Annotated in this window: 19 protein-coding genes, 1 tRNA gene and 1 riboswitch; of the genes, 8 read left to right on the top strand and 12 right to left on the bottom strand. The window is 73.6% G+C overall.

The window, feature by feature from the left end:
- Positions 1–12 precede the first annotated feature (12 nt).
- A tRNA-Gly gene (locus ACFOVU_RS19385) sits at positions 13–86 on the top strand.
- A gap of 158 nt (positions 87–244) precedes the next feature.
- Here ACFOVU_RS19385 and ACFOVU_RS19380 read toward each other — a convergent pair.
- On the bottom strand, positions 245–1,081 hold the full coding sequence (locus ACFOVU_RS19380; protein WP_378535633.1) for an NAD(P)H-binding protein: 837 nt from the start codon (positions 1,079–1,081) through the stop codon (positions 245–247).
- Between the two features lie 82 nt (positions 1,082–1,163).
- On the opposite strand from ACFOVU_RS19380, the gene ACFOVU_RS19375 reads away from it, so the two are divergent.
- Positions 1,164–2,180 (top strand): AraC family transcriptional regulator, encoded by a 1,017-nt coding sequence (locus ACFOVU_RS19375; RefSeq protein WP_378535631.1) that lies wholly within the window; start codon positions 1,164–1,166, stop codon positions 2,178–2,180.
- A gap of 150 nt (positions 2,181–2,330) precedes the next feature.
- On the opposite strand, the gene ACFOVU_RS19370 is transcribed toward ACFOVU_RS19375, so the two are convergent.
- Positions 2,331–2,939 (bottom strand): TetR/AcrR family transcriptional regulator, encoded by a 609-nt coding sequence (locus tag ACFOVU_RS19370; protein ID WP_378535629.1) that lies wholly within the window; start codon positions 2,937–2,939, stop codon positions 2,331–2,333.
- Between the two features lie 99 nt (positions 2,940–3,038).
- Here ACFOVU_RS19370 and ACFOVU_RS19365 point away from each other — a divergent pair, with 99 nt between their 5' ends.
- A complete protein-coding gene (locus ACFOVU_RS19365) occupies positions 3,039–4,229 on the top strand; it encodes an MFS transporter (protein ID WP_378535627.1) in 1,191 nt (396 codons plus the stop codon).
- Between the two features lie 16 nt (positions 4,230–4,245).
- Here the strand turns inward: ACFOVU_RS19365 and ACFOVU_RS19360 are convergent, their stop codons facing one another.
- A complete protein-coding gene (locus tag ACFOVU_RS19360; RefSeq protein WP_378535625.1) occupies positions 4,246–5,007 on the bottom strand; it encodes a class I SAM-dependent methyltransferase in 762 nt (253 codons plus the stop codon).
- Positions 5,008–5,090: 83 nt separating this feature from the next.
- Positions 5,091–6,182, bottom strand: coding sequence for a ribosome small subunit-dependent GTPase A (gene rsgA / locus ACFOVU_RS19355; RefSeq protein ID WP_378535624.1), 1,092 nt, complete (start codon positions 6,180–6,182; stop codon positions 5,091–5,093).
- 737 nt (positions 6,183–6,919) lie between these two features.
- On the opposite strand from rsgA, the gene ACFOVU_RS19350 reads away from it, so the two are divergent.
- Positions 6,920–7,882 carry a MerR family transcriptional regulator gene (locus ACFOVU_RS19350; RefSeq protein WP_378535622.1) on the top strand — a complete coding sequence of 321 codons (963 nt, stop codon included), beginning with the start codon at positions 6,920–6,922 and terminating at the stop codon, positions 7,880–7,882.
- A 28-nt stretch (positions 7,883–7,910) separates the two neighbouring features.
- Here the strand turns inward: ACFOVU_RS19350 and ACFOVU_RS19345 are convergent, their stop codons facing one another.
- A complete protein-coding gene (locus ACFOVU_RS19345; protein WP_378535620.1) occupies positions 7,911–8,459 on the bottom strand; it encodes an ATP-binding protein in 549 nt (182 codons plus the stop codon).
- 884 nt (positions 8,460–9,343) lie between these two features.
- Here ACFOVU_RS19345 and ACFOVU_RS19340 point away from each other — a divergent pair.
- The 3 genes from ACFOVU_RS19340 (at position 9,344) to ACFOVU_RS19330 (ending at position 12,040) form a co-directional block, all read left to right on the top strand.
- A complete protein-coding gene (locus ACFOVU_RS19340) occupies positions 9,344–9,916 on the top strand; it encodes a hypothetical protein (protein ID WP_378535618.1) in 573 nt (190 codons plus the stop codon).
- Positions 9,917–10,055: 139 nt separating this feature from the next.
- On the top strand, positions 10,056–10,820 hold the full coding sequence (locus ACFOVU_RS19335) for an SGNH/GDSL hydrolase family protein (RefSeq protein ID WP_378535616.1): 765 nt from the start codon (positions 10,056–10,058) through the stop codon (positions 10,818–10,820).
- Between the two features lie 224 nt (positions 10,821–11,044).
- Positions 11,045–12,040 carry a nucleoside hydrolase gene (locus ACFOVU_RS19330; RefSeq protein ID WP_378535614.1) on the top strand — a complete coding sequence of 332 codons (996 nt, stop codon included), beginning with the start codon at positions 11,045–11,047 and terminating at the stop codon, positions 12,038–12,040.
- Positions 12,041–12,156: 116 nt separating this feature from the next.
- On the opposite strand, the gene nadE is transcribed toward ACFOVU_RS19330, so the two are convergent.
- The 7 genes from nadE to ACFOVU_RS19295 all read right to left on the bottom strand — a co-directional run bounded on the left by nadE (position 12,157) and on the right by ACFOVU_RS19295 (position 23,485).
- Positions 12,157–12,987 carry an ammonia-dependent NAD(+) synthetase gene (gene nadE, locus ACFOVU_RS19325; protein ID WP_378535612.1) on the bottom strand — a complete coding sequence of 277 codons (831 nt, stop codon included), beginning with the start codon at positions 12,985–12,987 and terminating at the stop codon, positions 12,157–12,159.
- A gap of 84 nt (positions 12,988–13,071) precedes the next feature.
- On the bottom strand, positions 13,072–13,644 hold the full coding sequence (locus ACFOVU_RS19320; protein WP_378535610.1) for a putative glycolipid-binding domain-containing protein: 573 nt from the start codon (positions 13,642–13,644) through the stop codon (positions 13,072–13,074).
- A 174-nt stretch (positions 13,645–13,818) separates the two neighbouring features.
- Positions 13,819–14,892 carry a ribonucleotide-diphosphate reductase subunit beta gene (locus tag ACFOVU_RS19315; protein ID WP_378535608.1) on the bottom strand — a complete coding sequence of 358 codons (1,074 nt, stop codon included), beginning with the start codon at positions 14,890–14,892 and terminating at the stop codon, positions 13,819–13,821.
- 117 nt (positions 14,893–15,009) lie between these two features.
- Entirely contained in the window at positions 15,010–17,526 is a 2,517-nt protein-coding gene (locus tag ACFOVU_RS19310; protein WP_378535607.1) for a ribonucleoside-diphosphate reductase subunit alpha, read from the bottom strand.
- Between the two features lie 139 nt (positions 17,527–17,665).
- Positions 17,666–17,883: riboswitch (cobalamin riboswitch) on the bottom strand.
- Between the two features lie 189 nt (positions 17,884–18,072).
- Positions 18,073–18,627, bottom strand: coding sequence for a hypothetical protein (locus tag ACFOVU_RS19305; RefSeq protein ID WP_378535605.1), 555 nt, complete (start codon positions 18,625–18,627; stop codon positions 18,073–18,075).
- A gap of 43 nt (positions 18,628–18,670) precedes the next feature.
- Positions 18,671–20,365, bottom strand: a complete 1,695-nt coding sequence (locus ACFOVU_RS19300) for an NYN domain-containing protein (protein WP_378535603.1) — start codon at positions 20,363–20,365, stop codon at positions 18,671–18,673.
- A 342-nt stretch (positions 20,366–20,707) separates the two neighbouring features.
- Positions 20,708–23,485, bottom strand: a complete 2,778-nt coding sequence (locus ACFOVU_RS19295; RefSeq protein ID WP_378535601.1) for a sigma-70 family RNA polymerase sigma factor — start codon at positions 23,483–23,485, stop codon at positions 20,708–20,710.
- 285 nt (positions 23,486–23,770) lie between these two features.
- Between ACFOVU_RS19295 and ACFOVU_RS19290 the strand changes: the two genes are divergently transcribed.
- Positions 23,771–24,523, top strand: a complete 753-nt coding sequence (locus tag ACFOVU_RS19290) for a hypothetical protein (RefSeq protein WP_378535599.1) — start codon at positions 23,771–23,773, stop codon at positions 24,521–24,523.
- The last annotated feature ends 109 nt before the right edge of the window (positions 24,524–24,632 follow it).

Raw genomic sequence — 24,632 nt, 5'->3', positions numbered from 1 at the left:
GCGGCCCGCCACGCGGATGTAGTTCAATGGCAGAACTTCAGCTTCCCAAGCTGATAGCGCGGGTTCGATTCCCGTCATCCGCTCCAAAGAATTAGAGGCCAGGTCAGCCCGGACATTCCGGGGACCTGGCCTTCGTCGTTCGGCGGTCGTTCACCCACGCATCAATGCAGGTGACGACGGACGGTCTCGGGGTGGATCACCGGACGGGCCTGGTCGGCGGCGGTCGGCGAATCGGCGTCGGTGCTTATTTCTGCCAGGCCCCCGCCGCGGCGACCCGCGCGACGTAGTCCTCGAAGGTCCGGGGTGCCCGTCCCAGGAGGGCGGCGAGGTCGTCCGTTGTCGCGGCGATCAGGCCTCGTTCCATCAACACGAACATCTCGGCGACGTGGTGGGCGTCGTCCTCGCCCAATCCCTGCTCCACCAGCGTCGCGGCGTACTCGGCGGGGGAGACCTTCCGGTAAGCGATGGGCCGCCCGGATGCCCGGGAGATCAGGTCGACGGCCTCGCCGAAGGTGAGCGCGCGCGGCCCGGTCAGCTCGTAGACCCGCCCGGCGTGCCGGCCGGCCTCGGTCAGCACCGTTGCCGCGGCGTCGGCGACGTCGTCCACGTCGATGAACGGCTCGGGGACCGCATCGGCGGGGAGTGCCAGTTCCCCCGCGACCAGCGGGGCGTGGAAGACGTCCTCGTCGAAGTTCTGGGCGAAGTTCGACGGCCGCAGGACGGTCCACTCCAGCGCCGAGCCGCGCACGGCGTCCTCGGCCGAGCGCATGTCCAGCCCGAACGTGGAGTCGCCCCAGGTGTCGGCGCCGCGCCCGGACAGCAGGACCAGCCGCTGCACGCCGGCGGCCTCCGCCCGGGCCACGAACTCGTGCACCGGGCCCGGCACACTCGGGGCCACCACGTAGGCGACGGCGATCCCCCGCAGGGCCGCGTCCCAGCCGCCGGGGTCGGACCAGTCGAACCGGGTCCGGCTCGATCGGGAGGCGGCACGCACCGGTGTGCCGCGCATCCGCAACCGGGCGGCGACCCGCCGGCCGGTCTTGCCGGTCGCGCCGAGGACGAGAGTGGTGTCGTTGCTCATGCCCCCGATTGAACACGGCCGGTTCGGACAATCCCATAGGCAGGAAGCCGGATCGCCTGTGCATTCGTCTAACCTGGCCGGCGTGGACGCTTTCAGTGACCTGATCCGCGGGGTGCGGGCCCACGGCTCGTTGTTCGGCAGTTCGACCCTGTCCCCGCCCTGGGCCCTGCACTTCGTGGACGGCGCGCCGCTGACCCTATGCACCGTCCTCAACGGGGCCGGCTGGATCGTGCCCGAGCACCGTCCGCCCGAGCCGCTTCGCGCCCGCGAGACGATCGTCGTGCGCGGCCCTGAGACGTTCACGTTCGTCGACGAGGTCGGCACCCGGGCCGAACCGATCCCGTGCGGCGAGGACTGCGCGGTGCCCGAGCAGGGCGGGACCCGGCACCGGCGCGGCTGGAACGACTGCGGCGAGGACGCAGGGGGCGGCCGCGGTGCGACGACCCTGATCGTCGGCGCCTATCCGGTGCGCGGCGAGATCAGCCGCCGGCTGCTCGACGCTCTGCCCGTCGTGCTGCGCGTGGGCGCCGGGGGCACGGCCGACGCCGTGCTGGACCACGTCGCAGCCGAGGTCGACCTCGACACTCCGGGCCAGCAGGTGGTCCTCGACCGGCTGCTGGACTGGATGCTGGTCTGCACGCTGCGCGAGTGGTTCGACCGGCCCGGCGGCGAGCCCCCGGCCTGGTGGGCCGCCCAGCGGGACCCGGTGGTCGGCGACGCGCTGCGCCTGCTGCACGCCGACCCGGCGGCACGGTGGACGGTCGCCTCGCTGGCCGAGCGCACCGGGGTGTCGCGTTCGACGCTGGCCAAGCGGTTCGCCGACCTGGTCGGCGAACCGCCCCTGACCTACCTCACCCGCTGGCGCATGACGCTCGCAGCGGACCTGCTGGTCGAGCAGGGGGCCGCGACGATCGCGGACGTCGCCCGCACCGTCGGCTACTCCGACGCGTTCGGGTTCAGCGCGGCGTTCAAACGCGTCCGGGGCGTCAACCCGAGCGAGTTCCGGCGCACCGCGACCGCCGCCTCACCGGTGGCCGAGAGGCGGCCCGTTCCCGCCCGCACCACCCCCGGCCGGCTCGAACGCCTGAACCACGGGTGAGTCGGCCGGCCATGGCCGGCCGTGTATTCACGATGCGCAGGCTTCAGGCACGGGCTCGGCTCCATTGGGACCCGGGCGGCGGGAACGGGTCGTCCGGCTTGGCGAGGGGGGCGTCGTCGAGATCTCCAGCGCGCGGTGCGCCGGATGCGCTCACGGTGAGCGGGTGGAATCGGGGGCCGGACCGAGGGATCGGATGGCGGCGTCGATCGCCGCGGCCAGCCGGGCGGGGTCGTGGCCGGCTCGCTCTCGGACGCGCAGCCCGAGGACGGTGGTGAAGAGCAGTTCCACTGCGGCATCGATGTCGAGATCGGCCGGAAGCTCCCCGTCGCGGCAGCCGCGGCGCAGGACCCCGGCGATCGCCTGACGGGTCACGTCGAACGCGGCCTCCGTTCGTCGCTGCACGTCCGGATCGGTGGTGCCCAGTTCGGTGGCCGTGTTGACCACGAAGCAGCCTCGGCGGGCCTCGTCGTCGTCCCCTCCGCTGACCAGCCACAGCAGCCAGGTCCGCAGTACCTCGCGGCAAGGGCCGCGGCCGCTCAGCCGCTCCTCCGCTTGGGCGGAGTCGGTCGCCCGATAGTGGTCGAGCGCGCGCAGGAACAGGGCGTGCTTGTCGCTGAACGTCCGGTAGAGGCTGCTGGGCGTGAGCCGGAGTTCCGCGCCCAGGTCGCGGACCGAGGTGGCGTGGTAGCCCAGGCGCCAGAACACGTCGGTCGCCTTGGCCAGCGCCTTCTGTGCGTCGAATCCCCGCGGTCGTGCCATGGGCCACATCCTAGCCGAGTTGTGGAGCGATCGCTCCCATACTAGTGTGCCCATATTTGGGAGCGATCGCTCCCAAACGGACGAACGGGAGATCGACCAGTGACGACCACCGAACCCACGACGCCGACGGAGACACGGCACCCGAGCCGGTGGCTTGCGGTCGCCGCAGTCACCTTCGGCACGTTTCTGCTGGTGACCGCCGAGCAACTACCGATCGGGCTGCTGACCGACGTCGGGTCGGCGCTGACGGTCTCCGTCGGCATGGCCGGGCTGATGGTCACGGTGACCAGCATCGTCGCCGGGCTCGCGGCGCCGATCGTCCCGGTGCTCGTCGGCAAGATGGACCGGAGGCTGCTGCTCGTCGGGTTGATGGGCCTCATGACCATCGCCAACGTGGGCTCGGCCCTTGCGCCGAACTTCCCCGTGCTGATGGCGTCACGCGCGCTGGTCGGGGGGGCGATCGGCGGGTTCTGGGCCGTTGCCGGCGGTCTCGCCGTGCGGCTGGTGGCCCCGGCGCACGTGCCGCGGGCCACCGCGGTCATCTTCGGCGGTGTCGGAGCCGCGAACGTGCTGGGCGTGCCGATCGGCACGGTACTCGGCGACCTCGCCGACTGGCGCATCGCGTTCGGAGCGCTGAGCGGTCTCGCGTTCGTCGTACTGATCGCCCTGCTGAGCGTGCTTCCGCCGCTGGCCGCCTCCCAGCCGGTCGGCCCGCGGCAACTGGCCGATCAGTTCCGCAACCCGGGCGTGCGGGCCGGCATCCTCGCGACGTTCGCGATCGTGACCGGCCACTTCGCCGCCTACACCTTCGTGAGCCCCGTGCTCCAGGACATGTCCGGGGTCGACGGCCGGCTCATCGGGCCGCTCCTGTTCGGGTTCGGTCTGGCCGGCATCGCCGGCAACTTCATCGCCGGTGCGGCGGTGGCCCGACGCCTGCATCGCACGGTGCTGGTCATCGTCGGTGCGCTGGCGGCCGCGATCCTGCTCTTCCCGCTGCTGGGCCTGACCGCCCCCGGCGGTATCACCTTGCTCATCGTCTGGGGCCTGGTGTTCGGCGGGGTGTCGGTCAGCCTGCAAACGTGGATGATCAAGGCCGCGCCGCAGGCGGTGGAGGCCGCATCGGCGCTGTGGGTGTCGATGTTCAACCTCGCGATCGGCCTGGGTGCATTCGCGGGCGGCGTGATCGTCGACGCCACGGCCCTGCCGGGCGTCCTCTGGTTGGGCGGCGCATCCGTCGCCGCGGCCGGCCTGGCGGTCTGGAGCGTGCGCGCCGTCACCGCTCTGCGGTGACGGCGCGCTTCCTTCCCTACGGACGAAGGACGTAGCCGGTGTACTGGTAGTCGGTGCCGTGTTCACGGCGCATGGCGATCTCCCGGCGGGTGGCGGCGACCGCTTCGGGCATGGCCGGGGCGGTCGGGTCGGCCGCGTCGGCGCGTTCGGACAGCGGTGTGTAGTACTCGTCGAACCAGTCGCTGTCCGGGAGCGGGTAGCGCCCCGTGACCGTGTACCCGGCCGAACGCGCCGCGGCGGTGTTCTCCTCCCCGGTGCGCAGCCGGTACACGCCGTCCCAGAACGCCCGCGCCGGGGCCGAGGGAGCGTCGGTCGCCCACTCGCACTCGGTGACGACCAGCGCCCCGCCGGGCGCGAGCAGCCGCCGCCAGGACGCCAGTGCGGCATCGAACCCGATGTTGTAAGCGGAGCCCTCCGCCCAGACGAGGTCGAAGCCGCCGTCGGCGAAGGGCAGGTCGGCCATCGATCCCCGGACCGTGCGGATGCGGTGGTCCAGCCCCCGGGTTACGGCGGCGCGGTCCAGTTCGCGGAGGAACGGCCCATGCAGGTCGAGGGCGGTGACCTCGGCTCCCGCCTCCTCCGCCAGGACCAGTGCCGAGCGTCCCGGACCGCAGCCGACGTCCAGGACGCGGGGCTGCGGCGGAAGCGGTCCCGCCATGGCCAGCAGGCGGCGGGTGGTCGCATCGGAGCCGGGCCCCTGCCGGGGCAGGCCCCGGGCAAGGGCGAAGAGGGCCGCCATGAGGGGGTCGGTGGTCGTCTCTTCCGGGGTGGTGTCCACTGTGGTGGGTGCTCCTTCCGGGAGCCGTCGGGAAGGCAGGCTTCGGGCGCCGCCGCGGGGCGCGGGCGGCGTGGGGTGCGCGCTCATGGCCGCGGGCCGCGGAACCGGTAGATCGCCCGCTGGTGGCGGGTGATCGCCTTCTGGCGGTCGACGCGCTCCGCGCGCTTGCGGGCGTCGTTGCGCGAGGCCGCCCAGGCGTTCTCGCGTTGCAGCTTGCGGTAGCTGTCCAGGCGGCGCCGGGGCAGCTCGCCCGCCAGGATCGCCGCTTGGACGGCGCAGCCGGGCTCGCTGTCGTGGGCGCAGTCGCCGAAGCGGCAGTCTCGGGCGAGCTCCTCGATCTCACCGAAGACCTGCTCCAGGCCGTCGGCGGCGTCGTGGAGCCCGATTCCCCGAAGGCCGGGGGTGTCGATGAGGACGCCGCCCCCGGGCAGGGGCAGCAGCTCGCGGCGGACGGTGGTGTGGCGGCCTTTGCCGTCGCGTTCCCGCACCTCGCCGGTGGCGAGGAGGTCTTCGCCGAGCAGCGCGTTGGCAAGGGTGGACTTGCCCGCCCCGGACGGGCCGATCAGCACGGTGGTGCCGCTCAGCAGCGCGGTCAGGACGTCCACGCCCTGGCCGTCGGCTCCGCTCGTGGTCACGATCTCCGCGCCCGGGGCCAGCAGCCCGGCCTCGGCGCGGACCGCGTCGGCGTTGGCGGCCAGGTCCGCCTTGGTGAGGGCGACGACCGGGCGGGCGCCGCTGTCCCACGCGAGGGCCATCAGCCGTTCCAGCCGTCCGGCGTCCAGCGGGATGGCCAGCGAGACGGTGACGACGACGGTGTCGATGTTGGCGGCCAGTGCCTGGCCGTGTGAGGAGCGCGAGGCGGAGGAGCGCACGATCGCGCTGCTCCGCGGAAGCAGGGCGGCCAGCTCCGGTTCCGGGCCGGGGCGCAGGGCGGCCCAGTCGCCCGTGCACGGGGCGAGGAGCGGTTCGGGTGCGTGCAGTGCCGAGGTTCCGGCGCGCACCGCGCCGTGCCCGGTCACCGTGTCGCACCGGCCACGGTCGACCCGCACGATGCGGGCCGGGATCAGGCCGGTGTCGCGGTAGGGGGAGAAGGCGGCGGCGAGATCGGCCGTCCACCCGTAACGGGACAGGTTTCCATCGGAGGGGCGGTCAGGGCCATTGGCTGGTGATTGCAACGTGAGGCACCTTGAAGGAAGGGGCCCCGGCGAGACACGGCGGTCCTCCGCCTCATGGCGGAGCGACGAACACGGGGGTCAGACCGGGGTCCGGGACGTGAGGTCGGTCCGGGAGCGGCGCACAGCGGCGGCCTTCACGGCGGTCATCGACCTCACCTCCCTCTCACATCCGGTCGTCCGGCTCCGATCGCGCACACCGTAGCACGGCGCGGGAAAGGCGCCCAGCGGTTTTTCGGACCCCTGGAACCCCGCGGGGCCGGTGGCAGGAAGGTCGCGTCTCCCACGGCGACGGCACCCCTCCGGCCGGGATCGGAACGGGAGATCCTCCCGGGCAGCCGGACAGTGCGCCCCGGGCGTCCGGACTCGCTTTCACCCGCGACCGGCACGGGTGCCATGGATTCGGCGAAATCGCTGACACCGGCGGCCCGCTCCAGCGACACTTCTGGGTGTCGAGGCGGGACGTCCCGCGGCGCCGGAACGGCGCGGTGTGACGGCCCGGGGCGGCCGGGACGGCCGTGCCCGCGCCCGGGGGCCCGAATCGGCGGCGAGGCGCCCGCCCACCGCGCGCGACCGTGCGGGGCCGGTGCGCCCACCGGGCAGCGGGGCGACCCCCGTGCCCGCCGGCACCCGCGGTGCCGGACCGCTCGGCGTCCTCCGCACTCGCTGGGGAGGACCACCACCTTCCTGCGGCCGGACGTGCGGCACGAGTCGCACCGGACCGCACCGATTGGGGAGCGATGGACGAACCACTACTGCCGCCCTCCGCCGTCGCCCACCTCCTCGGGGTCGCACCGACGACGCTGCGCAGCTGGGACCGGCGCTACGGCATCGGCCCCGATGAGCGCACCCGGGGCGGCCACCGCCGCTACTCCGCCGCCTCCCTGGACCGGCTCCGCGTGATGTGCCGGCTGGTGGCCGAGGGCGTCGCCCCCGCCGACGCCGCCGAACACGCCCTGGCCGGCAACGGGTCCGACAGCGCACGCATCCCCCAGCCGCGGCCGTCGTCGCGCGCCACCAACCCGGGCGGCGGCAACACCCTTCCACTGGGCCGGTCCGGCCCCACCCTGCAAGGGATCGCGCGCGCCGCCGTGCGGATGGACGCCGACACCGTGGAGGTCCTGCTGGAGGAGGCGTTCCGGACCCGCGGGGCGGTCGCCGCCTGGCAGGACCTGGCCATGCCGCTGCTCGTGGGGATGGGCCTGAAGTGGGAGGGCACCCGGCGCAACATCGAGGTGGAGCACCTGCTGACGTGGAGCGTGTCGTCGGTGCTGCGGCGGTCGCTGCGGCCGCGCGCGTCCTACGACCACGAGCCGATGCAGCGCTCGGTGCTGCTCGTCTGCACCCCCGACGAGCAGCACACGCTGGCCCTGGAGGCGCTGGCCGCGGCGCTCAGCGAGAACGGTGTCCACTGGCGCATGCTCGGCGCGGCCACCCCGGTCGCCGCGACCGTCGCCACCATCGAACGGACGGCGCCTTCGGCGGTGGTGGTCTGGTGCCAGACGCCCGAGACCGCCGACCTCGCCTGCCTGGCCGCGGCGCACCGCGCGCAGACAACGGCGCGCCAGCGGAGCCGGCTGCTCACGGCGGGCCCCGGCTGGGGCGCGGTCCGCGCGCGGACCGGGGTCGGCCACCTTGCCTCGCTCCCCCAGGCGATCTCCCTGCTCTCCGCCGACGGCTCGGCGTCCTGGCAGCGCCGGTGACCGGGCGGCCCGATCCGCTCCGGCCGTCTCAGTCGCGGCGCCGCCGGTTGTGAACGGTCATGAAGTCGGCCCAGGTGATCATGGGGCCCATGTAGTCGCCCTGTGGCTGTTCCGGTCCCGCCACGAAGATGCTGGTGTAGCCGCGCCGCTCATAGCCCGGGCCGCCCTCGGCGGGCAGGCGCCCCCACTCCTTGGTGAGCGCGGCCGCCAGGAAGAGCCCGCGGCCGTCGCGGCGGCGGAGGTCGGGTGAGAGGACCCGGGCGGTGCTGCGCGGCCGGTCGCGCCGCGGCCCCTGGTCGATGACCTCCAAGTGGAGCGGTCCGCCGACCAGGCCGACGATGCTGACGAAGACCTCGCCGCCGGGCTCCCCCGAGGCCGAGTGGACGATGGCGTTGCCGAAGAACTCGCTCACGACCAGTTCCACGGCGTCGGCCACATCGGGAAAGGGCCGGAGCAGGTCGCGGGCCCATAGCCGCGCCTCCCGGCATTCGGTGGCCACCCCGGGGAAGGCGCGGCCGGATTTGACGGTGTAGATGCCGCTGTCGGCGTGCTCGACGTGCTCCTGCCGGTCACCCATTCCGGGCCACCACCTTCACGCGCTCGCTCTCCGCCGCGGTACGGCGCAGAGGGAGGATCCGGACGGTCACCGAGTCCGGCGCCCCGCTCGTCCGGGTGCCGGTCTCGGGCGTGTGGGCGGCGATCCGGTCCGTTCTGCCCCACGGATACCACCAGCCGTCAAAGGAGAAAGCCGCCACGACGGCAACCATACGGGCAAGACGCCCGATCTTGTAGGGCCGAACGGCGTCCGGCCGCGACGTGATGCCCCTTTTGTCCGGGGGGTCACCGCCCTTCTCCGCGGAGAAGGCGACGGACCGGCCCTGACGCGCCGCCGGACGCGCCGGAACCGGCCACTGCGCGATCGCGGCCGGATCCGGCGCACCGCATCGGATGCCGGGCCCGTTGCCGTGTCCCCTGGAATCCCTGCTGCTCGAGGGGTGCCGGCCGCCCTCTGCGAAGCCTGGGGACGGCGATTGCCGGAGGCCCTTTCGTGGAACCGCTGGAGCGGAGCGAGGAGGCGAGCGTGACCAATGAAACGGCACAGCCGATCGACGACGCGCACACCCCCTCGTTGTGCCGATGTGCCACGGCCCGGGACGAGTCGGGCGTGACGGTATCGGCCGCCGGGGGCGTTCACGGAGGACCGGAACGCCCCCGCTCACCTGCGCCAGGACGCCGGCCCGTCGGCCGCGTCCCCATTGCGCGGCGGCTCCGCGGCGGCCGGAACCGCCCTCCCCGTCGGCGTTCCCGGCCCGCGCGCACCCGGGCGCGGCGGGCGCGCCCCCTGCGCACCACGGGTCGCCCGTGCAACCGATGCGCGGCCGCCCCTTGTTCGCTCCAGCGCAGTCCGTCATGCTCGCACTAGCACTCCGTGACCATTCCCTTGCCCCGGGAGGTTCGAACGTGGACTTCGCCGAGCAGACGGCGGGCACGGCCGACGACTTCTCGTTCGGCTGGGAACTCCGGGAGCAGACCGGGGCCGTCTGTACCGTCGGCGACGCCGCGGCCGACGCGGCGTTCGTCGCCGACCGCCCGACCGACGCCATCACCGACATCCTGCACGGCCTCTGCGGGCTCTACGGCCCGTTACCCGGGGAGAGGTTCTTCTTCCGCAGCGAGCCGGTGGAGTTCCGCTGGGTACTCGACCGGCAGGGTACGGACGTCGACATTTCGATCTACCTGTTCCCCGACGTCCACGGCGGCGTGGGCACCCCCGATTCCGCGGGGCTGCTGGTGTGGCGGTCGCGCCAGGCACGCGGGCGGTTCGTGCACGCGGTGCTCGACACCACCGAGGCCGTCCTCGACGGCGAGGGCGCCCGGCCGGAACCGGCGGGGCGGCGGACGGGCCCGTCGCCGTTGAGCGCGCTGGTCGAACTGCGCCGCATGCACCGGCGTGACGACGGCTGCGGTGCGGCGTGCCGGCCGGCGACCCCCGAGGAGCACTCGGACGGACGGCGCCGGCTCCCCCACCCCTGAGCCCGCGGCGGCCCGCGGGGCGGACGCGTCTTTACAACCGGTTCCGGGCGGGTTACCTTCACCTGAAATGGGAGCGCTCCCACACCGTTCCCGAGCCCCCGCCGGGACGGTTCCGGACCGTGCGTGAGGAGCCACGCCCATGCCCCCATCCCCCATCCGCGCCGTCCGAGCCCTGGGCGCGCCGGTCGCCCTCTGCGCCGCCCTGATCGGCGCGCTCGCCGCACCCGCCCCCGCCGCCGCCGAGCCCGTCGCCCCGGCCCCGGCACCCGCCACCGCCGAGGCGACCCGCATCATGCCGCTGGGCGACTCCATCACCGGGTCGCCCGGCTGCTGGCGCGCGCTGCTGTGGAACGACCTCCAGCAGGCGGGCCGCACCTCCATCGACTTCGTCGGCACCCAAGGGCCCCAGGGCTGCGGGGTCGACCACGACGGCGACAACGAGGGGCACCCCGGCCTCCTCGTCACCAACGTCGCGCAGCAGGGGCTGCTCACCGGCTGGCTGGAGGCGACCGACCCCGACGTCGTCATGGTGCATTTCGGCACCAACGACGTCTGGAGCGGCATCCCCACGGCGACGATCCTGGACGCCTACACCACCCTCGTCGCCCAGATGCGGGCGGCCAACCCCGGCATGCGCATCGCCGTCGCGCAGATCATCCCGATGGACTCCGCGCGCAGCTGCGGCACGTGCGCGCAGGGCGTGCAGGATCTCAACGCCGCCATCCCGGCCTGGGCCGCGGAGCAGAGCACCGACCGGTCGCCGGTCGTGGTCGCCGACCAGTGGACCGGCTTCGAGACCGATACCGACACCTACGACGGCGTTCACCCCAACGCGGCGGGCGACCGCAAGATCGCCGATACCTGGTTCCCCGTGGTCGACGGGCTGCTCGGCACCGCGGGCTGACCCCCCGGGGCCGGCGGGCGGGTGCGTGACCCGTCGTGGTGCGTGCCCGCCCGCCGGCGCACGATCCCCCTGCTCCCCCTCTCACCGGTCACACGGGTTGTCCACAGGCGCGAATTCCTCCCGGCGCGCGGCGGTCGCGTCCCGGCATGATGGTGACGCACCCACCCGCGACCCTGCGGAACCGCCCGGCCGGCCCGGGAGCCGGACCGTGCAGGAGGAGCCCCATGACCGTCCCCCCGATCCCCCTGATCATCGACACCGACACCGCCCAGGACGACTGCGTCGCCCTGCTCGCCGGGCTGCTCGACCCCGCCGCCGACCTGCGCGCCATCACCATGGTCGCCGGGAACGTCGGGTTCGGGCGGCAGGTGCACAACGCCTTCCTCACCCTCAACGTCGCCGGGCGGCTCGGGGAGGTGCCCGTCCACGCCGGCTGCCGCCGCCCCCTGGTCCGGCCGTGGGTGGGCGCCGAGAACGTCCACGGCGACGGCGCAGGCGGGCTCACCGTGGACCACACCGGCCACGCCCCTGATCCGGAGCACGCCGTCGATGCCCTGGTGCGGATGGCCGCCGAACGCCCGGGCGAGCTGTCCATCGTGGCCATCGGGCCGCTCACCAACATCGCCGCCGCGGTGGCCAAGGACCCGGCGTTCCCGGGCAACGTCAAGGCGCTGTACGTGATGGGCGGCTCCAACAACGGGCGCGGCAACATCACCGCGGCCGCCGAATTCAACTTCTACGTCGACCCCGAGGCGGCCAAGGCGGTCTTCGCCGCCGGATTCGCCGTCACCGTCGTCCCCTGGGACCCCCTCACCCTGCGCGACGCCGTCTTCGGCCCGTCCCTCCTGGCCGAGATCGCGGCGGTCGGCACACCCCTGGCGGACTTCTTCACCCGGGTGTGCGCGGCGACCCTGGAGTTCGACCGCAGCGTCGGCATCGACGGCACCACCCATCCCGACTCCCTGACCACCGCCGTGCTGCTCCACCCCGGGCTGGTCCGGCGCAGCGGCGCCTACCACGTCGACATCGAGACCGCCGGCGAGCTCACCCGCGGCTACTCCGCCATGTCCTGGGGCGTCCACGGCCTGCCCGCCAACGCCACCGTGATCGAGGAGGTCGATCCCGGCGGCTTCGCCGACTACATCCGCGGGCTCCTGTCGACCCCGGCCACCCCGAACCGGCCGGTCGGCGGCCCCGGCGGCGCCCTGTGGACCGGCTGAGCGCGCCGCGGCGCCGCTTCAGGCGGGCCGCCCGCCTGCTCCTGCTCCTTGCACGGCGCCGGTCCACGGCCCGGCCGCCGGAGCATGCGGGCCGACGGAGCGGCGGCGGGCGGCGCTCACGGCGCGATCGGCAGCGCCCTCTTGTGGGCCGTGGCGCGGTAGCGGGCCACCAGGGTGGTCAGCACGCGCTCCTCCACCGGCAGCCCTTCGAGGAAGTCGTCGATCTCGTCGTAGGTGACCCCGAGCGCGGCCTCGTCGGGCCGGCCGGGCGCCAGGCTCTCCAGGTCGGCCGTCGGGGTCTTGTGCACCAGGTCGTCGGGGGCGCCGAGCTCGCGTGCGATCGCGCGCACCCGCCGCTTGGTCAGCCCCGTCAGCGGCACCAGGTCGGCGGCGCCGTCGCCGAACTTGGTGAAGAACCCCGTCACCGCCTCGGCGGCGTGGTCGGTGCCGACCACCAGTCCGCGCACGCCGCCGGCCACCGCGTACTGGGCGATCATGCGCTGCCGCGCCTTGATGTTGCCCAGCACGAAATCCTGCGACTCCGCGCTCACGTACGCCATCCCGGCGGCGGCGAGGGCATCGGCCGCGGCGTCGGCGGCGGGCGCCACGTCGACCGTCAGGAGGCGGTCGGGGGCGGTGAACTCCGCCGCCCGGGCGGCGTCGGCCTCGTCGTGCTGCACCCGGTAGGGCAGCCGCATGGCGATGTACTCCGCGGTCCCGCCGCCCGCCCGCACGCGGTCGACCGCCAGCCGGCACAGCCGGCCCGTGGTCATCGAATCCACCCCGCCGCTGATGCCGAGGATCAGGGCGGTGGCGCCGCTCTCCCCGAGCCGGTCGGCGAGGAAGGCGGTCCGCCGGTCGATCTCGTCGCGCACATCGAAGGCGGGCGGCACCTCCAGTTCGCGGATGATCTCGCTGCGGGCGGTCTGCGGGTCGTCTCCGGCCACGGTGGGTCCCCTTCCGTCTCGCGGACGTCTGGGATTATCGCGCCCGCTCCGCGGCGCGCCGCGGCCGGGGCACCGGAGCCGGGGTCAGCGCAGGCGCCGGGCGAGCCCTTCGTAGTCGACCACCACGCCCTCGCGGTCGACCGTCAGCTCGAACGCCCCGTAGGTGGGGTCTCGGTACTCGTAGCGCTCGCGGCCTTCCGCCGACGACAACCGCGTGTAGCGCTGCACGACCCGGTTCACCCGCAGGCTGGGCACGTCGATCCAGGCCACCGCGATGTCGCGGAACTCCCCGGGGCGCAGGCCCAGGCGGCGGATCGGCAGGGTGTTGGTCAGCGGTGTGGCGGCGACATCGACGTCCACGCAGCCGTCGAGGTCGTGGAGCCGCTTGCCGTCCATGGTCCACTTGCCGCCCGCGCTCGCCAGCTCGAGCGTGTGCACGCCGCGCTCGGACACGGACTCCACCCGTGTGCAGCGGGTCGTCCACGCGAGGTCGGTACGGACGGTGAAACGGCAGGCGTACCGTTCTCGGGGGTCGGCGACGGTCTCGCTCGCCTCCAGGCGGTACCCGTCGGTCTCCGCGATGAGCGCGCCGAGGCCGAGCCCTTCCGCAACGTCGATCCGGGTCCAGGCGGCGGGTTGTTTTCTATACGCCGACATGACATCCGTTCTACCGGTCGCTCCGGTCACGCGCCAGAGCGCGCCGATCACCGGAACGACACGATAGACAGTCGCAACCGATCGGACACACACCGGCCGCGTATCGCTCGGCGGGCACCGGCCGGCGGGGCGCACCCGCACCCCACCGCCCCGGTGCCCTGCGGCGCCCGCGGGTCAGTCCCAGTCGAGCCCGCTGCCGGACTGGTACTCGATCACCCGCGTTTCAAAGAAGTTCTTCTCCTTCTTCAGATCCATCATCTCCGACATCCACGGGAACGGGTTCTCGGTCTCACCGAAGATCGGGGCCAGGCCGATCTGCTCGGCGCGGCGGTCGGTGATGAAGCGCATGTACTGCTCGCACAGCTCCCCGTTGAGGCCGAGGATGCCGCGGGGCATGGTCTCGCGGCCGTAGGCCACCTCCAGCGCGCACGCCTCGGTGAGCATGGTGCGCACCTCGGCCTGGAAGTCCTCGCTCCACAGGTGGGGGTTCTCGATCTTGATCTGGTTGATGACGTCGATCCCGAAGTTCAGGTGGATCGACTCGTCGCGCAGGATGTACTGGTACTGCTCGGCGATGCCGACCATCTTGTTGCGCCGGCCCAGCGAGAGGATCTGCGCGAACCCGGTGTAGAACCACATGCCCTCGAACACCACGTAGAACGCCACCAGGTCGCGCAGGAACGCCTGGTCGGCCTCCGGGGTCCCGGTCGTGAACGCGGGGTCCTCCAGGTTGCGGGTGTACTTCAGCGCCCAGGCGTCCTTCTCGGTGATGGACGGGATCTCCCGGTACATGTTGAACAGCTCGCCCTCGTCCAGGCCGAGGCTCTCGCAGATGTACTGGAAGGTGTGGGTGTGCACCGCCTCCTCGAACGCCTGCCGCAGCAGGTACTGGCGGCACTCGGGGTTGGTGAGCCGCCGGTAGACCGCCAGCACGATGTTGTTGGCCACCAGCGACTCCGCCGTGGCGAAGAAGCCGAGGTTGCGCTTGAGCATCAGGCGCTCGTCGTCGGTGAGGCCGTCGCGGGACTTCCACAGCGCGATGTCGGCCTGCATGGCGACCTCGGTGGGCATCCAGTGGTTGTTGCAGCCCGCGAGGTACTTGTCCCAGGCCCAGCGGTACTTGAGCGGAAGGAGCTGGTTGACGTCGGCGCGCGCGTTGATCATCGCCTTGTCGTCGACGCTGACGCGGGCGGCGTCGCGCTCGATCGCGCCGAGACCGCCGGTGGCGGGTTCGAGAACACTGGTCATGGCTTCGGATCCGGTCCTTGTCGGGTGTGCACTGTTCGATGGGCGAGCCGGAGGGACGCCCGGCATGCGTCGGGCGGACCGCCCCGCGGGCGGAGCCCGGGGGCGGCGCGGGCGGCGCTACTGGCAGGCCTCGCAGCCGGGGTCGTCGATCGAGCAGGCGGCGCCCGCGTCCGGATCGATCTCCGGCGCCGCAGCGGGGGCCGCGACCTGAGCGGCCGCGGGCGGCGCCGCGGCCGGGCCCGCCGCCACGGCGTTCAGCCTGCCGTCGGTCCCCTTCAGGGTGCTCTTCTCCACGTGCGTGGCGCTCTGCGAGCGCAGGTAGTACGTGGTCTTGAGGCCCTTGCGCCAGGCGCGGCGGTACAGCTCGTCGAGCTTGCGGCCGCTGGGCGCCGCCATATAGAGGTTCAGCGACTGCGCCTGGTCGATCCACTTCTGCCTCCGCGACGCCGCGTCGACCAGCCACGACGGGTCGATCTCGAACGCGGTCGCGTACAGCTCGCGCAGGTCGGCCGGGACCCGTTCGATGGCGCCCAGGCTGCCGTCGTGCAGCTTGAGCCGGGCCACCATGTCGTCATCCCACAGCCCCCGCTCCTTGAGGTCGCGGACCAGGTAGGGGTTGACCACGGTGAAGTCGCCCGACATGTTCGACTTGACGTAGAGGTTGCGGTAGATCGGCTCGATCGACTGCCCGACCCCGGTGATGTTGGCGATGGTGGCGGTCGGCGCGATCGCCATGACGTTGGAGTTGCGCATCCCCACGGTGCGCACGCGCTCGCGCAGGCCGGCCCAGTCGAGCCGGGCCGTGGTGTCGACCTCGATGTCGCCGCCGCGCGCCTGCGCCAGCAGGTCCAGGGAGTCGATCGGCAGGACGCCCCGGCTCCACAGCGAGCCCGCGAACGACGCGTAGGCGCCCCGTTCCGCCGCCAGCTCCACCGACGCCTCGATGGCGTGGTAGGAGATCAGCTCCATGCTCCGGTCGGCGAAGTCCACCGCGCCCTGCGACGCCATGGGCAGCCGCAGCCGGAACAGCGCGTCCTGGAAGCCCATCAGGCCCAGGCCCACGGGGCGGTGCCGCAGGTTGGCGCGCTCGGCCTCGGGGATCGTGTAGAAGTTCACGTCGATCACGTTGTCGAGCATCCGCACCGCCGTGCGGACGGTGCGGCGCAGCCGCTCGGCGTCCAGCCCGTCGGCGGTGGTGTGGCGGGCCAGGTTGACCGAGCCCAGGTTGCACACCGCCACCTCGTCGGCGCCGGTGTTCAGCGTGATCTCGGTGCACAGGTTGGACGAGTGCACCACGCCGGCGTGCTGCTGCGGCGAGCGCAGGTTGCAGGGGTCCTTGAACGTGATCCAGGGGTGGCCGGTCTCGAAGAGCATGGTGAGCATGCGCCGCCACAGGTCGACGGCGGGCACCCGCCGCCACACCCGGATCTCGCCGGCGTCGGCGGCCTTCTCGTAGGCGGTGTAGGCGGCGGCGAACTCCGCGCCGTAGAGGTCGTGCAGGTCGGGCACCTCATCGGGCGAGAACAGCGTCCACTCGCCCCCGGCCTCGACCCGTTGCAGGAACAGGTCGGGCACCCAGTTGGCGGTGTTCATGTCGTGCGTGCGCCGCCGGTCGTCACCGGTGTTCTTGCGCAGGTCGAGGAACTCCTCGATGTCGATGTGCCACGTCTCCAGGTACGCGCACACCGCGCCCTTTCGCCGGCCCCCTTGGTTGACCGCTACAGCGGTGTCGTTGGCGATCTTGAGGAAGGGGACCACGCCCTGGCTCTTGCCGTTGGTGCCCTTGATGTGGGCGCCGATGCCGCGGACCGGGGTCCAGTCGTTGCCCAGGCCGCCGGAGTACTTGGAGAGCAGGGCGTTGTTGCTGATCCCGTGGAAGATCGACTGGAGGTCGTCGCCGGCGGTGGTCAGGAAGCACGACGACAGCTGGGCGCGGCGGGTGCCGGAGTTGAACAGGGTGGGCGTGGAGCACATGAAGTCGAACGACGACAGCAGCTCGTAGAACTCGATGGCCCGCGCCTCGCGGTCGTCCTCGCGCAGGGCCAGGCCCATTGCCACGCGCATGAAGAACGCCTGCGGCAGTTCGTATCGGGTGCCGTCGCTGTGCAGGAAGTAGCGGTCGTAGAGGGTCTGGAGGCCGAGGAAGGTGAAGTCCAGGTCGCGCTCGGGGCGCAGGGCGGCGCCCAGGCGGGCGAGGTCGAAGGACGCCAGTTCGGGGTCGAGCTGCTCCAGCCGGATGCCGCGGGCGACGTAGTCGGCGAGGTAGTCCGCGTAGCGGCCGGCCATCTGCGACTGGCCGGCCTCGTCGGGCCGCCCCGCGAGGAAGGTCAGGGCTTCGCGGCGGAGCTTGTCCAGCAGCAGGCGGGCGGCGACATAGGAGTGGTCGGGGTCGGCCTCGACGAAGGCGCGGGCCGCCATGATGAGCGCGAGCTCCAGCTCGTCGGCGCGGATCCCCGGGTAGACGGTGCGCCGGGCCTCCGCCAGGACGGTCTCGGCCGAAACGCCCGCGAGCCCGGCGCACGCCTCGCGCACCACCGACGCGGCCCGCGGGAGGGGGTCGGCCCCCGCCGACGCGGTCGACACAGTGGGCGCGGGCGCCGCGCCCAGCGGGGCGGTATCGGTGTCGAGGGTCATGCGTGGCTCCAACCAGGTAGACGTGAACCGGCCGGGCGCTGTCGGGGGGCACGCAGGCAGGGGGCGGCCACGACGTTCCCGTGGCAGGGGTCCCTGATCCGCGGCGGCCCACCCTCGAGGCCCCGTTGCGAGTGCGCGCCGTGCGCGCACACCGGTGGCAGGTCTTCGGACTCGCGGGCGCCGTGGGCCGGATCCGGCCCGGGCCTACTGGCCGTCGCTTCCCGGACGCTCAGCGCCCAGTGCTCGTTGACGGCGGTCGTTCCCGCTCACCGCTGCGGGGCAGTCCCGGATTCGCACCGGGTTCCCTCTTGCCTCACCGGGGAGGCGCCCCGGTGAACCACCAGCGCGAGCGATACTACATCTAGTGGCACCCGACGTCGAACACCGCAATATGAGCGTGTGTCACGCCGTTTCGCGGATGACAGGATGATCGGTCGTGTGCTAAGCGAAGCCCACCCAGGGCGGGAGCACCGGTCCGCATCCGCGCAGCACGAAAACCGCCCGATCCGCCGTACGAAGCGGGCGGGCAGGCCGCCACGGCGGCGCTCAGCCGTCGATCAGGCGGTCCAGGGCGTCCTCCTCGAAGCCGAGGTCGACGCGGATCCGGTAGCGGGTGCGCAGCAGCTCCATGAGGAGGTCGTGCACATAGGGCGAGACGTCCTGGTGGCGGAACCGCTCGACCCCCAGGGTGGCCCAGACGTGGGCGCCCTTGAGGTCGCCGTACGCCTGGAGGGTCTCGGCGATGTGGATGTAGGTGGGCAGGTTGCGCGGGCCCTCCGAGCGCAACCGCTCCAGCTGGGCGTAGGCGGTGTCGGCGAGGTCGAGCTCGAACAGCGCGCCCGCCTGGAGCGCGCGGGCGTCGATGATGGTCACGCCGCCGTCATCGATCGCCCGCTGGTAGGCGGCCGACGCGCGCTCGAACTCCTGCGCCATCTCCCACTGCTCGCCCGCGCGCACGAAGAGCTCGGCGCGCGAGATCTCGCTGTCGGAGTCGACCCGGTTGGCCAGGCGGAGGAGCTCCGCCGCGACCTCGACATGGTCACCGGACTGCACCGCCCGGAATTCCAGCCGGTCGAGATCGGCCGTCGTCACGCGGGTCACCGGCACCCTCCCTAGGTCCTCATCGCTCCGCCACACCCGGTCATCAGCTCCGTGCGCGTTCGAGCGCGTTCCAGAAGCCCTGCCGCAGGGCGTCGCGGACTTCGTCGCGCAGCAGGAAGTCGATCGGCAGCGCCGACCCCTGGAGCAGGCGTGCCTCCAGATCGGAGGGCATGCGGGGCCGGCGTACGAGCACCGCCTCCAGCCACAGGGCCGGGGCGTCGCGAGCGATGGACTCCGCGAAGTCGTTCCCTTCCTGGCGCGCGACATTCACGGCGTCGTCGATCGTGCGCGCGCCCGATGATCCCGGGGGGACGTACCCGACGGTGCGGGTGGGGTTGGTGTAGGGCCCGTGCTGGACCCGTTGGTCGGGGCGGGGGCCAGTACCGGGTCGTGAGTCCGTGGGTGCTTCGGCGGGGGTGCCGAAGCGGGACTCAGTTCCCGTACTGACCCCAAAAATAGGGTTTGGGCCGGTGTTACCTCCGAACCCGGGGTTCGCTCCGGTGTTGCCGCCGTAGCGCGGTTCCGGTGCCGGAGGCGGGGCACTCCGGGCCGGTGGTGCCTCGCGCTCGTACTGGTTGCCCCCGCCCATCATCGGGTCGCGGTGCGATCCGGCGACCGGGAGGGCCGGCTGCTGGTGCGGCGGCGGTGGCTGTGGCGGCCGCGGCTGCTGCTGCGGCGGTGCGCCGTAGCCGCCCTGCGGGCCGGCCATGCCGGGGTCCTGGCCTGTGCTGGGCAGGGCGTAGCCCGCGTTGGCGCCGTTGGGCGGGTTCGCCGCCATGCTGGTGTGCGCACCGGTGGGCGGGTTGCCCGCCATGCTGGTGTGCGCGCCCGTGGTGGGGGCCGGTGGCGGCGCCGGGCCGACCGCCGGGAACCCGTTGACGTCGATGGGCCCGCTGTTGCCCGAGCGCGGGGTGTCGACGCCGCCCGCGCCCTGCGGCGCCAGGTGGTCGCCCCCGCGCTGCTGGGCCAGGGTCTGGCGCATGGCACGGAGCTGGTCCATGGCGCTGCCGGTCATGGCCGGCTGGGCGCCGGTCCCGGCGAACATGGCCTCCAGCCCGCCCGACGACGACCCGGCGGGTTCCACCCGCGGGGACGAGGGGTGGGCGGTCACCGGCTGCCGGGAGACCTCGGGGCCCGTGCGTGCCCGGCCGTTGCCTAGAGGGGTGGTGGTCTCTCCGGTGTCGTCGGCCGAGCCGCCGGCGCCCGAGAGGAGGTTGACGTAGGGGCGCAGGTGACCCGCCCCGATCTCGATGAGGTCGTCGCATTCGCGGCGCAGCGAACGCGAGATGGTCCAGTTGCCCTCGACCGAGATGTGCACGACAGTGACGCGGACCCCGAGGTCCTGCACGTCGGCCACGACCTGGGCCATGTCCTCGTCACCGCTGACGAGGACGGCCTCGCAGAGCACGCCGGTGCCCGCGAGGGTGGTGAGATCCCGTTGGACGTAGCTCTCGACGCCCTCCCGTCTGCCCGGACGGATACGCGCGGCTCGGAATTTGATGCCGGGGATGTCGGCTATGCCGTCCTGCTCCTGTGTGCGGCGGCCGTCGGCCGTCGCCTCGTACCAGTAGCACCGCAGCAACGGGAGGCCCGTGCGATCGCGTGCGACTTCGTTCAGGAGCTGTAGGAGTCCCGCGTAATCCCATGACACGGAATCGCGATTGCGGGTTCCGTGCACAGCCATCGCGCCGTCGGCGAGGAGGTAGCCGGCGTCTACGAACAGCGCGCAGCGATCCACGCGACACCGCCCCTTCCCATTCTCCTGGTAACCCGGGCGGGGGTTTCGCACCGGGACTTTCCAGCGATCGGCACTCGGCCATATAGACAGGCCGCGCCACAGCCTAGCCAAGTCTGTGGCGGTTTGCGTGCCGCTCCCGATACGCAGGGTCGGGAGGCGGCTACGAATTGCCGCCGGTCAGAGGACCGAAACCCGTTCCGCTGGGGGTATTCGCCACCCAGTCGGACACGTCCGGCGCCCCATTCGGTTCCCTCGGAGCCGGTCGCGACCCGGTCCGGCCCGTTCGGCACCGGGCCGCCGGGCCGGGTCGCGACATGGTCCCTCTCTTGCCCTTGCTCTTGTTCAAGTCCGCATCGGGGCGGTCACCGCGACCACCCCCGCGAGATACGCGTCACCCCGCGACGTGAGCCGCAGTTCGGGGTCGCGCGGCAGCACGGCGGAGAAGCGGACGACATCGGTGCCGAACGCCATCGGGGGCCCCACCGCCCCGCGGGCCGACCCCGTGAAGGCGTTGTCCGGGTCGCGGTCGCCGTCCTCCGGGGTGAGCGGGTCGCCGTTCAGCTCGACCCGGTCGCCGCTCAGGTCGGCGTCGCCCTCCCAGGCGACGGCGTCGACCGTGGCGGGCACCGACGCCGGGAGCAGCCCGGCCAGCGGCAGCCGCAGCCCCTGGGGGTCCTGGAAGACGGTCTCGGCGGTGTCGAGCACCATGGCCTGGCTGTAGGTCGCGCCGGGGTCCTCGACGACGGTGACGAGGCTCCAGCCCGCGTATGTGCCGACCCCGGTCTCGGCGGGGATGTCGGCGGCCCACCACTGGCCGCCGCCGTGCTCCCGCACGAGCTCGGTGACATCGGCGAAGGCCTGGTAGGCCGAGTACCCGGGCAAGTGGACGGTGTCGACCTCATCGGCGGCGACCTCGGTGTAGCCCGCCGCCCCCGGGCCGCGCAGCAGCGCCGAGGCCGCACCGGGGTCGCCGGCCCCGGAGAAGTAGAGGCCCGCCCAGCGCACCTCGCCCCCCTCGGGCAGGTTCCACACCGCCGAGCTCGACATGGCGGTGGCGGGGTCGTCGTCGAGGTCGATCGGCTGCATGTCCCAGAGGTCGTTGTCGCGGCGGTCGCCCTCGCGCTGCTGCGCCTCGGCGCACCCGCCCCCGGTGTCGTCGGGCGGCGGCTCCGGTGCCTCGGCGTCCTCGGACGGCTCGGGCTCCGGGGGCTCCGAGGGTTCCGGTGTGGGATCGGCGGGGGCGGACGGCTCCTCCGGAACGGGGGGCACCGGCGGGGTGGACGGGAGGGGCGGCGTCTCAGGCTCCGTTCCGGGGGACGGCACCGGGAACGGCCCGTCCGGCAGGTCGGCCCCCGCAGCGGAGGGCGCCCGCTGGTCGTCGGCGGCACTGGACACCCCGGGGACCCCGGCCGCCCCCGTGGGGGACACGGCCGCTGCGGCGGCGGCACCAGGGACGGACGGCGCCGCGCCGCGGTCGCCGTGCGGGGGCCACCAGGGCCATCTCGGATGGTGGTCGTGGTCATCGGGCTCGACGCAGGTCAGCAGGGCGTTGCCCGCGGTCTCGACGCGCACGGGCCCGGCGGTGGCGTAGCGCGCGGGCGTGCCGTCGGGGTCGACCCCGCGGGTGCCCGACGCCGACGCGGCGGTGTCGCCGGAGGTGACCCGGACGCTGGGCGGGTCGCCCGCGGCGGCGCCGGAAGCGACGGTGACCTCCAGGTACTCGGTGACGTTCGCTCCGGCGTCCAGCCCGGCCCGGACGCATTCGCCGCCCTCGCCGGTGGCCGAACAGCTCCATCCGCCCCCGCCGGGCTCGGCCGGCGCCGCGTTCCCGGCGCGGCCGGCCTGGTCGAGGTGGACGCCGCGGGGCAGGGTGATGTCGGCCACGACGTCATCGGGGGCGGAGTCGCCGCGGTTCTCGACGGTGAGGACGACGATGCCGGGCCGCCCGGGCACGAGCGCCCCCACGGGGTCGATGCGGGCCGCGAAGGCGGGGAGGCCGGGGATCACCGGCGCGGGCGGGGCATCGGGGTCGTCGGGGTCCTGGGGCGGCGGGATGACCACCGGCTCGTCGGGGGCCGGGACGAACGGCGGGTCGGCCGGGTCTTGGCCGCCGGGCGGCGCCGGTGCGGCGCCGGGCGGCGCGGGGTCCTGCGGCGGCGCGGCGGCCGGGGGCGGGTCGCCCAGTGGGGGGCGCAGCGCCTCCTCCTCGCTGACCAGGGCCAGTGCGACCGCCGCGGCGACGACGGTGGCGGCGGTGGCCGCCGCCGCGCCCTGCTGCTGGCTTTTGGACATGCGCCCCCACCAGCCGCCCGCCAGCGCCCCCGAGGGCAGGGCGGCGAGGTAGGCGGCGGCAGCGGGGCCCGCGACCAGCGGCAGGACGATCCCGCGCAGGCCGACGTTGACGTCCATGAGTTCGGCGTAGACCTCGCGGCAGTCGGAGCACTGGTCGAGGTGGGTGTCGACCACCGCGGTGTCGCGCTTGGCCAGGCCCCCGCGCACGAAGGAGCCCAGCAGCCGCAGAGCGGGGCGGCAGCCCTCGGGCGCGCCGCCGGAGATGTGCATCTTGAGGTAGGCCTCGCGCAGGCCCTCGCGGGCGCGGTAGGCGAGCGCGGCCACGCCGTTGGCGCTCATGCCGAACATCGGCGCCACCTCTGAGGGGCGCACGCCCTCGATCTCGGTGTGCCACAGGACGGCCTGCCACCGCTCGGGCAGGGAGAGGAACGCCTGGGCGATCAGCGACCGCTCCAGGCCCGCGAGAACGGGGTCGACGAAGGGCTCCCCGGCGTCGAAGCGCTCCATGTCGTCGGTGACGACGTGGCGCTTCTCGCCGCGGGCGCGGTCGTAGGCCACATGCCGCAGCGCGGTCAGCAGGTAGGGGCGGAACCCGTCGCGGGGGCCGCCGCCGCGCATGACGACGCTCAGGACGCGGGTGAAGGCTTCGGCGACGACGTCGTCGACCTCGCTGTCGCCGCGCACCAGCTGGCGGGCGAGCCCGCGCGCCGCGGCGTCGTGCCGCTCGTAGAGGGTGGCGAACGCCCCGGTCTCCCCGGCCCGGACGGCGCTCAACAGCTCGTCGTCACCGATCAGTAGCTCTGCGTGCTCATTCTGGGGATCACTCATCCCCTGTCCTCCCCCGCTGATGGCGGCTCCCGCCTCCTCTCTGTGCGCCCCGCCGGCCATCGGCGGAGCCCCTCGGCGGTGTCCCGGCCCCCGGCGGACGCGGCCGTCCGGCCCGCCCGCGGTCCCACTCCGGGAACATCCCGAAAAAAAATATCTCGCACTCGTGTCATAGCCGCCACCCAAGTCCGTGAATGGGTGACGGCATCGGGATACGGGCCCGCTCCACGGGGGCGCGGGTCCGCCCGATGGCCCCGGCGCGGGCACGGCAACGGAGGGAGCGAGGCGATGGGCGGATCCGACACGGGCGGCGCGGAGCTGCTGAGCGGTGTGAGGGCCGGCCGCCGGCTGCGCGAGGCGTGGTGCCGCCGGAGCCGGGACACCGGCTGGGAGCCGCCGGACGACTGGTGGGCCCCTGCCGTCGACGCGGTGTGCGCGGCGGCGGTCTCGGGCGCGGACATGTCGCCCGCGTGCGCCCGGTTCGGCCGGTCCCGGGCCCGCTCCGGGGTGGGGATCGGCGCGGCGCTGGACGACTTCGCCGCCCTGTCCGACGTGCTCCGCTGGCCGGCCCCGCCGATGCCGCTGGTGAAGGCCCTCGCCGAGGGCTGGGTCGAGGCCGGACATGCGCACGACGACTGCCAGGACCCGCTGACGGGCCTGTCCACCGCCGCCTACCTGCGGGCCCGGCTGGGCGAGCTCTACCAGGCGGCCGGGCCGTCGCTGCCGCCGTCGGCGAGCCACCGGCTGATCCTGATCGCACTCGACCGCCGGCTCGACCCGTGGCGGCGCACCGCGCGGATGATCGTGCTCGGCCACGAACTGCGCCGGTTCTTCCACCGCGGGGAGACGATCGCGCTCCTGAGCCGCAGCCGGGTGGCGGTGCTGGCGCCGGCCTCGGCCGGCCTCGACGTCCGCCTGCTGGGCCTGCGCGCCACCCTGGCCCGTGAGCACGCCGCCGAGCTGTGGAGCGCGCTGCTGCCCGGCTCCCACCGCGCCGCGCTGGCCTTCCTGAACGACGTGGGGTGTCCCGTGGACGGGTGAGCGACCCGTTCCCCAGAACGCCGCCGGCACTGCGCGGCCCCGTCGAGGGGGCGGGGCCCGGTGCAGGCGGCCGGCCGGCCCCGCGCGACTCGCAGAGGGGGCGAGCGCG

Source organism: Nocardiopsis sediminis (assembly GCF_042650565.1).
In the GTDB taxonomy this organism is placed as follows: domain Bacteria; phylum Actinomycetota; class Actinomycetes; order Streptosporangiales; family Streptosporangiaceae; genus Nocardiopsis_B; species Nocardiopsis_B sediminis.
Note: the sequence above shows the minus strand (reverse complement) of the source record. Positions and strands in the feature narration are given on the sequence as shown.